Genomic DNA, 13,286 nt, shown 5'->3' on the forward strand with positions numbered 1-13,286 from the left:
TAAAACTATGAATAATCTTCAATTCACCTTTGCGATATGCCCGACACTTGCGATGCTTCTGATGACTGGATGCATGGTCGGGCCGAAGTACCATACGCCGCCGGCGGTGGCTCAGGCGCCTCCTGCGACTTACAAAGAGTCGCCGGCACAGTTTCAGGATACGGATGGCTGGAAGGTGGCGCAGCCGCAGGACGCGATGCTGCATGGGAAGTGGTGGGAGATCTACAACGATCCCGAGTTGAATACGCTGGAAGAGCGACTGAACATCGATAACCAGAACATCAAGCAGTTTTTCGCGAACTTCATGGAGGCTCGGACCCTGATCGCGCAGGCACGATCGCAGCTTTATCCGACCGCATCTGTGGGTCCTTCGTACCAACGCGCCAAGACGTCGTCAAATCTGGGAACCTCCAGTGTTGCGAATCCCGGACGGCAAAGTTCTGTGGGCTCTCTACCAGCGACGGTTTCGTGGGAGCCGGATCTCTGGGGTAGAGTACGGAGCACGATTCACGAGGAGCAGTACAACGCGCAGTTGAGTGCTGCGGATCTCGAGAATGAGCGACTAACAGAACAGGCTAGTCTCGCTACGTTCTTCTTCGAGATACGCGGTCAGGATGCGCTGCAGGCGATTTTGAATGACACGGTGGAGGCGGATAAGAAGGCGCTGGAGTTGACGCAGGCGCAGTATGATACCGGGGTCGGCGATCGTATTTCAGTGGTGGAAGCGCAGAACACGCTGCAGAATGTGCAGGCGCAAGCGATCAATCTTGGTGTGGCGCGAGCACAGTTCGAACATGCGATCGCGATGCTTGTAGGAGCCAACGCATCAGACTTTTCTATTCCAGTTAAGCCTGTGAGCGTAACTCCGCCGCCGATTCCGATCGGTCTTCCTTCGGCGCTGTTGGAACGACGTCCTGACATTGCTGCCTCGGAGCGAAACATGGCGGCTGCAAACGCCGAGATCGGCATCGCAACGGCGGCGTACTATCCGGATGTCGCGTTGAGCGCATCAGGAGGATTCGAGAGCTCGACGTTCAAGCATCTGTTCGACTGGCCGAGCAGGTTCTGGTCCATTGGGCCAACGGTCAGTGAGACGGTCTTCGATGCTGGATTGCGTCGGGCGACGGTGCGTCAGTTTGTGGAGGTTTATAACGCCGACGTCGCCAGTTATCGGCAGACTGTTCTTACGGGGTTTCAGCAGGTGGAGGATGCGCTCGCTTCGGTTCGGATTCTTTCGCAGCAACTGATTCAGCAGCAGCAGGCGGTAACGTCGGCTGAAGAGTTTGTAACGCTGGAGACGGCTCGGTATCAGACGGGCATTGATCCATACGTCGATGTGGTGACGGCACAGACGACTCTGCTGACCGACAGACAGGCGGTGGCGACCCTGCGAGTGCAGGAGATGACGTCTTCGGTTCAGCTGATTGAGGCGTTGGGCGGAGGATGGGATCGCTCGCAACTGCCTACTCCGGCGCAGGTATCGCAAAAACTCACGAAGGCGGAGACAACGGTTCAGCGTTGACGCCGCGGTGACCTTTGCTCGAGGATCGTGTAGGGTTTTCTATATCTGCCGCGGTGTAACTTTACGCGTCACAAATTTCGGCGAGTCTAGAGATCAATAAATCAGAGGCGTGTGTTGAATGCGAATGCGAGTTTGGAGATTGGCGTCAGTTTTGTTGTTTGTTGCTGGATCGATGGGGTTGGGTTCAGTGGCTTGGGCGGCTGATTCATCTATTGCGGATCCGGTAACACTCGCGGCTAGTTGGCAGCTGCAGGATGCGGCGAAGGTGACGCAGACTGGGGACGCGGTCAGTTCTACAAGCTTCAGGCCGCAGGGTTGGTACTCGGCGATCGTGCCGGGAACGGTGCTGACAAGCCTGGTGAATGCTGGTGTTTACCCAGAGCCTCTGTATGGTGAGAATAATCGTCCCGACAAGATTCCCGAGAGTCTAGCTCGTACTCCGTACTGGTATCGCACGGTCTTTGAAGTGCCAAAGGCGTACGCTGGCAAGCATGTTTGGCTGAATCTCGAAGGGATCAATTTTTCCGCTCAGGTGTGGGTGAACGGAAGGCAGGTTGGGGCGATGAAAGGCGCGTTTCGGCGCGGGATCTTCGAAATTTCTCCAGACGTGAAAGCGGGGAAGGAGGCGGTGCTTGCGGTGCTGGTGTCGCCGCAACCTCATCCTGGCGATCCGCATGAACATACGATTCGCGACGGCGTAGGCAAGAATGGCGGCATTACAGCGATCGATGGACCGACGTTTCTTTCGACGATTGGCTGGGATTGGATTCCTGCGATTCGCGATCGGGATACGGGGATTTGGCAGAAGGTTTTTATTTCGGCGAGTGGGCCGGTCGTGATTAAAGATCCGCTGGTAACGACTGATCTTCCACTGCCGAAGGTGGACTCGGCGGATATATCGTTGCAGGCGAGGGTGGAGAATGTGACGGACACGCCGCAGAAGGGCGTGTTGAAGGGAAGCTTCGGCGATGTAAATTTTGCGCAGAACGTCGAGGTGGCGCCGCATAGTTCGCAGGTGGTTACCGTGGACCCGAAGAGTACGCCGGCGATGCATGTGGAGCATCCGAAGCTTTGGTGGCCGAATGGCTATGGGCCACAGAATCTTTACAAGCTGCACCTGAGCTTCGAGATGGATGGGAAGGCTTCGGATAGCAAGGATGTGAGCTTTGGAGTTCGCAAGTTTACGTATGCGGTGCCTGACTCGGAAAATTTGACGATCTCGGTGAATGGCGTTCGTGTGTTTATTCGCGGAGGCAATTGGGGCTTGGATGAGGCGATGAAGCGCAATCCGCGGGAGCGGCTGGAGGCGCAGATTCGGATGCACCAGATTGCGAATATGAACTTGATTCGCAACTGGGTGGGGCAAAGCACAAGCGAAGATTTCTATGAGCTGTGTGATAAGTACGGGATCCTGGTGTGGGATGAGTTTTTTCAACCAAATCCTTCGGATGGACCTGACCCCGACGACTTCGACACGTACATGGCGAATGTGCGGGATAAAATTCTGCGGTTTCGGAACCATGCTTCGATCGTGTTGTGGTGTGCGCGGAATGAAGGATATCCGCCGAAGAAGATCGACGATGCGCTGCGGGTTTTGATGACAGAGTTGGAACCGACTCGGTTGTACCAGGCGAACTCGGCTGATGGTCGCGGGGTCAATTCGCATGGCCCTTATCACTGGCGAACACCTCGGGAGTTTTATGTCTACGATGAAGCTTTCAAGACTGAGATTGGAAGCGTGTCGGTGCCGACGCTTGAGTCAATTCACGGCATGATGCCGGAGAAAGACTGGGAGACGATCAATGACGACTGGGCGGAGCATGACTTCGCCAAGGGCGCAGCGGATGGAGATAAATATCCGGCGATGATCGCGGATCGATACGGCAAGGTGGCGAATCTCGCGGATTTTGTGCGGAAGTCGCAGCTTGCGAACTATGAGGCGTTTCGGGCGATGTATGAAGGACGCAATGCGAAGCTGTTTCATCCAACGACCGGCGTGATTACGTGGATGAGCAATCCTGCGCAGCCGAGCTTTGTGTGGCAGCTTTATCATCATGATCTTGAACCGAATTCCGCGTTGTTCGCAGTGAAGAAAGCCGCGGAGCCGATTCATATTCAGTTGAATGAAGCGACTGGCGAGGTTCAGGTGATCAATAATCTGAACACGTCATTGGAGAATGCCCACGCTCATCTTGCGATTTACAACCTGGATGGTTCGTTGCAGTATGAGCACGACTTTGATGTGTCTGCTGGCGCGAGCGTGGCGACAACGCTTGGATCGGTGGCTTGGCCTGCAAATCTTTCACCAGTTCACTTTGTGAAACTGCAGTTGAAGGACGCGACGGGGAAGGTGATTTCGGAGAACTTTTACTGGCGTGGGCTGCCGGATCATCAGGATGATCTAGAGCTGCTGGACAGCCTGTCGACGATCACGCTTGATGCGAAGGTGAGCCGAAGCGACACTGACGGAAAAAGCGTGATCTCGGTGACGCTGCATAATCCCGGCAAGGAGGTTGCGCTGATGACGCATCTGCAGTTGCGCCGGAAGCGCTCGGGTGAGCGCGTGCTGCCGGTATATTACAGCGATAACTACATTTCGCTGCTGCCGAATGAGACGAAGACGATCACGATGGAAGCGGCGACTTCGGACCTAAAAGGAGAAGATGCGTTGGTGGTGGTGGATGGATGGAACGTTGGAGTGGTGGCTGGGACGTCGGCAGGGGCCGGGATTGAAGCTAATGTTGAAGCACTCGTGGAGCACTGGCCTGTGACGGGGCTGCCGATGATTTCGGCAAAGTGAGGATTCGGTGGTCCCTCACCACAAGTGGAAGTGAGGGCGTGCTGGGGCGGCTGCATTCTTTGGGTGTGCGACGAGCAGCAAGATCAGCACGACCACACCGAGAACGGCGAGACCGAAGTATATGTCGATGTAGGAGAGCAACCGGCTCTGAGTGATCACGTTCGACTGAAAGATTTGGATGGCACCGAGCGCCGGGTTGCTGGCTGCCCCGCCATCGCGCTCGATCAGACTCGAGTATTGCGCTAGGGTTGACTGCAGCGTTGGGTCGAGACGGTTGGCCACGTCGACAAGACGTGCAGAGTGCAATGTCTGGCGACGGTCAAACATGACTGTTGCAGCGGTGACGCCAAATGTGTTTCCCAACTGCCGAATAAAAAAGTAACTTGTGGAGACGTCGTTCAAGTCGAAGGATGCTGCCTGGCTTGTGGCAATGTTGGAAGCACCCGAGACTAGCGGACCCATCGACAATCCGAGCGCGAAGATTGATAGCACGAGAAGCCAGGTTGGCGTGGTTGGCGTCCAGATGTAGATGAAGTTGGTGCAGGCAGCGGTCATCATCGACGCGCCGACGGCGACCACTTTGACTCCGCCAAGCCGCGGCAGTCCGTAACGCACTGTCATCAGCAAACCGATTCCCAACCCGATTGTGTAGGTCGAGATGAAGCCGCCTGTCTGAGCTGCGCTGTAGTCTTGCACGAAACGCAGATATTGAGGCAGAACGTAAAGCCCGGCGCCCAACATCGCGCCGACGATAGCCACGATCAATATGTAGGTTCGTAGTGAAGCCTGCCGCCAAATGGTGCGCAGGTGCAAAACAGGTGCGGGATTTTCAGGTCTCCAGTCCCACCAAAGAAAACCCGCGAAGCAAACGACTGCTATGACCAGGAAACACACGATGAAAGGCGATTGAAACCATAGGTCACGCTCTCCTCTACTGAGCGCAATCTGCATGGACCCGAGCGCCGCAATCAGCAGGCCACCGCCCCAAGCGTCGAAGTAAGACTTTTCGCTTCGCAAGGAAAGATGTCCCCAAGGCAAGTATTTCCAGATCAGAAATGTGCCAATAGCGAGGAAGGGAAAATCCAACAGGAAGGCGTAGTTCCAACGCAACGTATCGGAGATCCAACCCATGGCGACGGGGTAGACCGCTTCGAAAGCACAAAGCTCTATGTAAAGACAAGATACGGCGAAGATGCCGGCCTTGCCGGGGAACATCAGACGGATAAGGATAACGGTGCGAACCAGAAACGCCCCACCGCCAAAGCCCATGACGACTCGCGAGATAAGCAAGAGCTTGAGGCTATGCGGGCTCGAAAAACATCCGATAGCCCCAGTAGCATACAACGCAATGCTGAGGAGCAGGTGGCGGCGTGAGCCGAGAACGCGCGTCATCCAATAACTGATAGCCATGGAACACAAAAAGCCGAGATTGTAGAGAATGACTACCCAACTGACTTCGTCCGAAGTGCCTGCGACATTGCCCTGCAAGTCCGGAAGTAGAACATTGATGGAGAGTCGGTTCGAGATTTCGATTGCGGTCACGAGGCCGACACTGAACAGAATGATCAGTCGGTGTCTCTGAGACAGTTGGATGAGTGATTGGCTGAGCCGTTGGCTGAATTCCTCTTCCCATGATTCGAGGCCCCCGAGACTGCCGCCAGCAAGATAGCTCATGACCCTCCGCCACTTCAGCGAGTGTAGATGGTAGCTTCGACGTTCATTCCCGGTCGCAGGACAAAGCGCGAGTCCTGGCTTTGGTTCACGAGAATTTTTACTGGAAGGCGTTGCACTACTTTGATGAAGTTGCCGGTGGCATTCTGCGGAGGCAGCAGCGCCTGCCGGGAGCCGGCGGCACCTGCAATGGAATCTACGATGCCCTCGAAGTCGCGGTTGTAGGTGTCGACGTGAATCTTCGCACGTTGACCGGGATGTACGTGAGCCATCTGTGTTTCTTTGAAGTTTGCAGTGATGTACACCTTATCGAGCGGCACCAACGTGAAAAGCAGATTTCCTGGCAAAACGTATTGTCCGAGGTGAACGGTCAGCTGGGTTACCTGGCCCGCGATCGGCGCGATGATGGTGGTGTAACCAAGATTGAGGAGAGCCTGGTCCCACACGGCTTTGGCGCGTTCGACGCCTGCAAGTGCAGATTTGTATGTCGATTCGGTGATCGGGATTTGTTGCTCGCGGGCTTTCGATTCCAGCAGGAGAGATTGCGAGCGCGCTACCTTTGCTTTTGACGAGCTCAAGGTGGCCTTCGCGATCTCTACATTCTGCTCCGCTGCGACGACTTGCTGTTCGGCGGCTGCAAGGTCGCTTTTCGCGACGCGTGCTGCTGCGTCGACGGCATCGAATTGAAACTTGGAGACGTCGTTGGTTGCGACGAGTGGCTTGTAGCGTTCGAGGTCGGCCTGAGCTCGCTCGTTGGTTGCCTTTTTGGCGGCGACTTCTGCCTTCGCCTGAAGCAGGTTTGCGGTAGCAGCACGTTCCAGTTGGGTTTGCGCCATCGCATAGTCGGCGGTATCCGATTCGCTCTGTGCCACGGCACCGCCGGTGCTATGTGTTGTGGTGCCACGCGTCAGGCCGATCTGAAGTTTGGCCGCCATCGCTTCGGCTTCGGCAAGATCGTAGGCGGCTTTTGCCTGATCGGCCTCCGCTTTGTATTCGCGGGGATCGATCTGTACCAGTACATCTCCTGTTTTGACGTCTACGTTGTCGTTGATCGGCAGCGCGACGACGTAACCAGAGACCTGGGATGCGACAGCCGTGATGTGGGCGTCGACCTGCGCGTCCTCCGTGGTGACTTGTCCCATCCAGATATACCAGCCGACAAGCAGGATAAGCAGGAGCGCGATCAGGGCGAGTTTTCCCAGGCGAGGAAGCTCGCGAATCGCTTTGCCGGCCGTCGTCAGAAAGGAAGGCGTCGTTTCTGGCGTCGGTGCCGGTGGAGATTCTGGCGGCGGAGCGGATGGTGTAGGTGTCGAGCTCATCGATGCGATTCTCTTTCGGAAGCCTCGTTACTTGGCATATGTATTCTGTACCTCGCCCATTGCCTGGGCCAGATTGACTCTGGACTGGTTGAAACGATAGAGCGCGTCGATTTGGTTTGAGTTTGCGCGTGCTAGTGCGTCCTGCGCGGTGACAACTTCGATATTGGTGGTAACTCCGGCAGAGAAGCGTCGTTGGGCCTGCGCGACTTCGTCGTTCGCTAGTTGAAGTCCCAGGTTCGCGACGTCGACGTTTTTGCGCGCGGCGTCGAGTTCGACGATCGCCGACTTCACTTCGCGAACGATGCGCGCTTCGAGTAGTTGGCGGTTCTGCGCGATACGCTTTTGCTCCAGGTCTGCGCGGGCAACTTCGGCATGGATGCGGCCGCCGGTGAAGAGTGGCATGTTGAAGGCGATCTGATATCTGTACGCGGGAATGCCGTTGTCGAAGCGCGAACCCTGGTAAACCCAAATTCCAGTGAAATCGATCTGTGGGGCGCGCTCATCCAACGCAGATTTCCGTTCCAGATTGGTGATGCGCTCTTGCGACGCTTGCACTTGCATCTCGGGACGACTCACGAATGCTGTGTTGATGGCTGCTGTTTCTTCAAACTGGGGCAGATCGAAGAACTGCAGTTTATCTGTGACTACCGGTTCCTGATCGCGCGGAAGATCGAGCAGTTCGGCCAAAACGTAGTTCGTGGTGTGAGTCGCAGTCTCCGCGTCGATTAGGTTCTGCCGTTCGTTCTGCAACTCGACCTGAGCGCGAGTAGTGTCGATGTTCAGGCCGATTCCCGTCTTCTGCAAACTTGACGCTTGCTCGTAAAGACGCTCGGCGAGAGCGACGCGGACCTTTGCGGCGTCATAAGTCGCAAAGGCACGGAGTACCAGGATGTATTGAGTTACGACTGAGGCGGTAACGTCTTCTCGAGTTATGTTCTCTTGCGCGTGTGCTTCGCGAACGCCTTCGCTGGAGATCTGGTAATTGCGAAATAAGGGAAGATTAAAAAGCGACTGCGAAAAGGCGGGGCCGGCCTGGATAAATTGAAAGGGGCCGCCCGTGCTGCGCGTGGCCGTACGCACGACCGAGGCCAAGTTGTACTGCCTGACCACTCCGAGGCCTGTGAGATTGGCCTGCGGCAGTAACGGTGAGCGCGAGATCTGGCGTTCGCGGTCGCTTTCCAGAGAGAGCAGCCGCAAGGCCACAACCTGCGGGTTCTGCTTCAACGCCAGCTTCACGGCGTCCTTCAGTGTGAGAGAAATGGGTTGAGGGGGCGAAACGGGAGCGGATTGGCCGAGTCCGTCTTTACATAAAACAGCAGCGAACAACAGAAGGCAGAGGACGACCGCCACAGTGCGCGATGGACCGGCGATGTTCGCCCGAGTGCTCATAACTCCTCCGTGACGCGCACATGTCTCTGCTGTCTGGTAGCGTAGAAGCCTGTTGCATCTTTCGACAACTGGAAGCGGCCTTCGACTTGCGACCTGAAGAGGTCAGCCCGGATCGCCCGAAGCGCGAAGAAACCCGCGATCACCTCTCTCCGAGCTTTTTCAATGCATGGCCTGCATTCCACTGAAGGGCCTTCCCTGCAACCTGTCCAGGTAGGAGTGATGCAGTTCACGTGAAAATGTTCAGCAGGGAAAACATATCATAGGAGCAATAAGGTCAGTAGGCACTGTTCAGCCAGCGGTGCGCGGCTCCGCACAACGGCGAAATATGCGCAGACGCGCTCTTCCTTGCCGACATATTCAGATCGGAAAGGAGGTGTCGGGTATCTTCCCTGCGGATTCTGTTGGCGGTCTACAGTGTCTACGCACAGTCTCAAAAGCCATCAACGTCGATGACAGCTTTGGCGAAGGCTTGCGGAGCTTCTTGCGGCAGGTTGTGGCCGACGCCGCCAGTGATGAGACGGTGTTCATAGTTGCCCGAGAACTTGTTGCGATGTGCTGCGCTGTAGAGATGGATTGCACCGTTGGAGTCGCCTTCCATGGTGATGGCGGGCACACTGACGGGCGAAGCAACGGCCAATCGCTTTTCCAGGTCGTCGTATTTCCGCTCGCGTCGGCCAGTCCGATGCGCCAGCGGTAGTTTTGGATCGTGATAGCGACGTGGTCAGGGTTGTTGAGTGCCGCCGCGGATCGCTCGAACGTTGCATCGTCGAAGTCCCACTTTGGCGAAGCGGTCTGCCAGATGAACTTCGCGAAATCGTGCAGGTATTTCTCGTATCCGGCCTGCCCGATGTCAGTGGCGAAATAGTACTGGTACCAAAACGCGAGCGTAAATTTCGGCGCCAACGGCATCTTGCTGGCTGCTGGGTTGCCGATCAGATACCGCTGACGGAGATGATCGCTTTGCAGCGTTCGGGCCAGAGGACCGCCATGATGTCTGCAGTGCGCGCTCCCCAATCGAAGCCGGCGACGGTTGCCTTCTGGACCTTGAGCGCGTCCATTAAAGCGATGATGTCGAGAGCGACTGCGGATTGCTGACCGTTGCGCATGGGATCGGCGGAAAGAAACTTCGTCGTGCCATAGCCGCGCAGATACGGGACGATTACGTGATAGCCAGCCGATGCCAGCAAAGGGGCGACATCAACGAAGTTGTGAATGTCGTAGGGCCAGCCGTGGAGAAGAATTACCGCAGGGCCGTCGGGGGCCCCAGCTTCAGCTTATCCAACATTCAAGACGCCGGCATCGATCTGCTTGAGTGAGGCGAACGACGTGTTCGTTCCGGGCTTAATGGCGAGCACAATTGCCGAGTTCGCTTTGCTGGATTGGGCGGCTGCGAAACCGAGGATGCCGAACTGCGCGGCGGCTATGGTCATGGCCACAGCTCCAAAAAAGCGGCGGCGCTCATGATCGATTTTTTCTGGTGTCTTGATCGCACCCATGGGTTCGTCTGCTTGGTTTGATGTCAAGGCAATACTCCGAGCGATGACCGTCTTCTGAACCGTGCGGTGGCAGAGATAAGAATGATGGGTAGATCGAGGCAGGTGAGATTCAGCAGGCGAGAAGTTTCGCGGGCATCCATCTTCGCTATTAAAGGGAATGGTAGGCACGAGCGGATTCGAACCGCTGACCTCTACCGTGTCAAGGTAGCGCTCTAACCAACTGAGCTACGCGCCTGTGCGTTCTTTCAGTCTAAACGGAGATTGATGCTGGGGCAACCTTCGCGGGTTGGGTTAGGATGGATTGATCCTGCGACGTGCCCTTCCTAAGCCAATTTCGCGCCGCACCGAACCTGCTTACGCTGATGCGGCTCTTTATTATCCCCTTCCTTTTGATCGAGATTCTGGATGGGCATTATGGCATCGCGTTCGCGTTGTTTATGCTTGCCGGAATCAGTGATGCGCTGGATGGATTGTTGGCGCGATGGTTGAGTCAGAAGACGACTCTGGGGCAATATCTCGACCCTATTGCGGACAAACTCTTGTTGAGTTCGTTATTTGTCGTGTTGACGCATGTAGGGTTGATTCCGCTGTACGTGACGGTTCTGGTCTTCAGCAGAGATGTGGGGATTCTCCTGATTTCGACACTTCTGTTTGTGACCGGGACTCTGCGCGACTTCAGGCCGAGTGTATTCGGGAAGCTGAACACATTTGTACAGATCGTCGCTCTGATTGCGGTACTTTGTCAGAAGCTGTTTTTGTCGACGGAGCTGGCGACGTTTCGAGATATTCTAGTGCGCTCGATTGCCGTATTGGCACCGCTTTCCGCGGCGCAGTATGCTTGGATTGTGCTTCGCAGGATGAGTTCACCGCCGGAACAGACGGTCTAGTCGTCGGACGGGGTCTCGGCGAGGGCGTTTTCTTCTTCGATGGCGATGTCGCTATATTCGGCTGAGTCGAAGACTTCTCCGCACTTCTGGCACTCAACGAATTCGGCGTCATCCTCTCGGGCAACGATTTTGACAATGGGATGTTTGCAGATGGCGGTCATTTGGGGAGTAAAAACGTGAATGGTATGGATTTTGCCCGTCTGCAGACCCCTTGTCAACCTGGATTTCCGGATTTTCTATCTGCTAAAAGCAGGTTGCAGGACTGGTGCCGGAGGGGTCCGATCCTCTGTTGCGCACCGGGAATTTTGGACGTACACTATCTAGGACTGGAATTGTCTGATTTTCGACTTCTCCGGTAGCGGGAGCACAAATCTGACATGCTGCGTCTGACCAAAAAAGCCGACTATGGGCTGATGGCTCTGAAGTATCTAGCAGAGCAGCAGAACGGTAGTGCCCACAGCGCAAAGGATATCGCAGAGGCGTACCATATCCCGCCACAGTTGTTGGCGAAGATTCTACAGACTTTAGCGAAGGCGGGGCTGCTGGTTTCGCATGCCGGGACCAATGGCGGCTACGCACTGTCCAAGAGCGCGTCGGAGATTACGGCGTTCGAGGTGATCCGGGCGATCGACGGACCGCTTTTTATTACAAGTTGCATTACGATTCACGGAACTTGCGACCTGGCGGGCCATTGCACCATCAAAGAACCACTGCGTAAGGTGAATGACAGCATCAAGGATTTGTTGAGCGGACTAAGTATCGCGGATTTGATCGAAACCGGGGATACGGAGCAGGGTGCATCGGGAGCCCCGGTGGGTGGCGGTCTGGTGAGCATCGCGCTTTAGTCAGGCAAGATCAGTGAAGAATCAGAAGTGACGTTCGGGAGAGACGATGAGCAACGAGATAAGTAATAACGGCGTGGTGGTTAGCGAATCATCAGCACCATTACCGGCTGGCGTTACGCTGCCGATCTATATGGACAATCACGCGACGACACCGATCGACCCGCGAGTTCTGGATGCGATGCTGCCCTACTTCGGCAAGGTGTTTGGCAATGCTGCGAGCCGCAACCACGTATTTGGCTGGGAGGCGGAACAGGCAGTTGAGAAGGCGCGCGAACAGATTGCCAAGCTGATTGGTGCGACCGCGAAGGAGATTATCTTTACCAGTGGAGCGACCGAGTCGAATAATCTCGCGATCAAGGGAATTGCCGAGATGTATCGCGAACGCGGCAACCACATCATCACGCAGGTGACTGAGCATAAAGCCGTTCTGGATACTTGCAAGAAGCTTGAGAAACAGGGCTATCGCGTCACCTATCTGCCGGTGCAGGCAGACGGACTGATCGACCTTGAGGATCTGAAGCGCGCAATCGATGACAAGACGATCCTGGTTTCGATCATGTATGCGAACAATGAGATCGGCGTGATTCAGCCCGTTGCCGCGATCGGCAAGCTCTGCCATGAAAAAGGCGTGATCTTCCATACCGATGCTGTTCAGGCGGTGGGTAAAATTCCGGTCGATGTGCAGAAGGACAATATCGATGTGCTCTCGCTTTCGGGACACAAGATCTATGGACCGAAGGGCGTAGGCGCGTTGTATGTTCGTCGGCGTAACCCGCGGGTCCAGATTTCGGAGCAGATCAATGGCGGAGGACACGAGCGCGGAATGCGGTCGGGGACACTGAACGTTCCTGGGATTGTCGGGCTGGGGATGGCTTGCGAGATCTCAGGTCAGGAGATGGAGGCTGAAGGGAAGCGCGAGAAGGAGTTGCGCGACTACATGAGGGCCAAGTTCGAGAAGGCGTTGGATTATGTGCATGTGAACGGCAATATGGACCATCATCTGCCGGGTAACCTGAATATGAGCTTTGTCTACGTCGAGGGCGAGAGCCTTTTGATGGGAATCAACGATATTGCAGTTTCTTCCGGTTCTGCTTGCACCTCAGCGACCCTTGAGCCATCTTATGTATTGAAGGCTTTGGGTCTGGGCGATGATGTAGCACACAGCTCGATCCGCTTCGGTCTTGGCCGCTTCAATACGAAGGCTGATGTCGACTATGTTTCAGACAAGGTGATCGATGTGGTTTCGAAGCTGCGGGAGCTTTCGCCGCTGTATGAGATGGTGAAAGAAGGCATCGATCTTTCGAAGATTGAATGGGCAGCGCACTAAGTCTAAAGGCTTCGTGCTTAGGGATTTGTA

12 protein-coding genes and 1 tRNA gene are annotated in these 13,286 nt (G+C 55.6%); 5 read left to right on the plus strand and 8 right to left on the minus strand.

The window, feature by feature from the left end:
* The first annotated feature begins 7 nt into the window (after positions 1-7).
* Both RBB77_RS04465 and RBB77_RS04470 read left to right on the plus strand, forming a co-directional pair.
* Positions 8-1,522: an efflux transporter outer membrane subunit gene (locus RBB77_RS04465; RefSeq protein ID WP_353064980.1), complete on the plus strand. Its 1,515-nt coding sequence runs from the start codon at positions 8-10 to the stop codon at positions 1,520-1,522.
* Positions 1,523-1,673: 151 nt separating this feature from the next.
* Entirely contained in the window at positions 1,674-4,322 is a 2,649-nt protein-coding gene (locus RBB77_RS04470; protein ID WP_353064983.1) for a glycoside hydrolase family 2 protein, read from the plus strand.
* A gap of 15 nt (positions 4,323-4,337) precedes the next feature.
* Here the strand turns inward: RBB77_RS04470 and RBB77_RS04475 are convergent, their stop codons facing one another.
* From RBB77_RS04475 to RBB77_RS04505, 7 genes are all read right to left on the minus strand, one after another.
* The gene (locus RBB77_RS04475) at positions 4,338-5,996 is read right to left on the minus strand and encodes an MFS transporter (protein WP_353064985.1); all 1,659 of its coding nucleotides are present in this window, start codon (positions 5,994-5,996) and stop codon (positions 4,338-4,340) included.
* 14 nt (positions 5,997-6,010) lie between these two features.
* Complete coding sequence (locus RBB77_RS04480; protein WP_353064987.1) at positions 6,011-7,312, minus strand: HlyD family secretion protein; 1,302 nt, start codon at positions 7,310-7,312, stop codon at positions 6,011-6,013.
* 27 nt (positions 7,313-7,339) lie between these two features.
* Positions 7,340-8,701 carry a TolC family protein gene (locus RBB77_RS04485; protein ID WP_353064988.1) on the minus strand — a complete coding sequence of 454 codons (1,362 nt, stop codon included), beginning with the start codon at positions 8,699-8,701 and terminating at the stop codon, positions 7,340-7,342.
* Positions 8,702-9,131: 430 nt separating this feature from the next.
* Complete coding sequence (locus RBB77_RS04490; RefSeq protein ID WP_353064990.1) at positions 9,132-9,338, minus strand: hypothetical protein; 207 nt, start codon at positions 9,336-9,338, stop codon at positions 9,132-9,134.
* 295 nt (positions 9,339-9,633) lie between these two features.
* Complete coding sequence (locus RBB77_RS04495; protein WP_353067576.1) at positions 9,634-9,942, minus strand: alpha/beta fold hydrolase; 309 nt, start codon at positions 9,940-9,942, stop codon at positions 9,634-9,636.
* Between the two features lie 33 nt (positions 9,943-9,975).
* Complete coding sequence (locus RBB77_RS04500) at positions 9,976-10,224, minus strand: hypothetical protein (RefSeq protein WP_353064992.1); 249 nt, start codon at positions 10,222-10,224, stop codon at positions 9,976-9,978.
* Positions 10,225-10,355: 131 nt separating this feature from the next.
* Positions 10,356-10,432: transfer RNA gene (locus tag RBB77_RS04505), tRNA-Val, on the minus strand.
* A gap of 79 nt (positions 10,433-10,511) precedes the next feature.
* Between RBB77_RS04505 and RBB77_RS04510 the strand changes: the two genes are divergently transcribed.
* Positions 10,512-11,084 (plus strand): CDP-alcohol phosphatidyltransferase family protein, encoded by a 573-nt coding sequence (locus RBB77_RS04510; RefSeq protein WP_353064994.1) that lies wholly within the window; start codon positions 10,512-10,514, stop codon positions 11,082-11,084.
* Here the strand turns inward: RBB77_RS04510 and RBB77_RS04515 are convergent.
* Positions 11,081-11,302: a hypothetical protein gene (locus RBB77_RS04515; RefSeq protein WP_353064996.1), complete on the minus strand. Its 222-nt coding sequence runs from the start codon at positions 11,300-11,302 to the stop codon at positions 11,081-11,083. The genes RBB77_RS04510 and RBB77_RS04515 overlap by 4 nt on opposite strands.
* A gap of 159 nt (positions 11,303-11,461) precedes the next feature.
* Between RBB77_RS04515 and RBB77_RS04520 the strand changes: the two genes are divergently transcribed.
* Together RBB77_RS04520 and RBB77_RS04525 are read left to right on the plus strand one after the other, a co-directional pair.
* Positions 11,462-11,929 carry an RrF2 family transcriptional regulator gene (locus RBB77_RS04520; protein WP_353064998.1) on the plus strand — a complete coding sequence of 156 codons (468 nt, stop codon included), beginning with the start codon at positions 11,462-11,464 and terminating at the stop codon, positions 11,927-11,929.
* 46 nt (positions 11,930-11,975) lie between these two features.
* Positions 11,976-13,256: an IscS subfamily cysteine desulfurase gene (locus RBB77_RS04525; RefSeq protein WP_353065000.1), complete on the plus strand. Its 1,281-nt coding sequence runs from the start codon at positions 11,976-11,978 to the stop codon at positions 13,254-13,256.
* Positions 13,257-13,286 lie beyond the last annotated feature (30 nt).

It is taken from the genome of Tunturibacter psychrotolerans (genome assembly GCF_040359615.1).
GTDB lineage: Bacteria > Acidobacteriota > Terriglobia > Terriglobales > Acidobacteriaceae > Edaphobacter > Edaphobacter psychrotolerans.

Coding starts and splice junctions, on each gene's coding strand:
- RBB77_RS04465 (WP_353064980.1), top strand. CDS start 8: ATGAATAATCTTCAATTCACCTTTGCGATATGCCCGACACTTGCGATG.
- RBB77_RS04475 (WP_353064985.1), bottom strand. CDS start 5,996: ATGAGCTATCTTGCTGGCGGCAGTCTCGGGGGCCTCGAATCATGGGAA.
- RBB77_RS04480 (WP_353064987.1), bottom strand. CDS start 7,312: ATGAGCTCGACACCTACACCATCCGCTCCGCCGCCAGAATCTCCACCG.
- RBB77_RS04485 (WP_353064988.1), bottom strand. CDS start 8,701: ATGAGCACTCGGGCGAACATCGCCGGTCCATCGCGCACTGTGGCGGTC.
- RBB77_RS04520 (WP_353064998.1), top strand. CDS start 11,462: ATGCTGCGTCTGACCAAAAAAGCCGACTATGGGCTGATGGCTCTGAAG.
- RBB77_RS04525 (WP_353065000.1), top strand. CDS start 11,976: ATGAGCAACGAGATAAGTAATAACGGCGTGGTGGTTAGCGAATCATCA.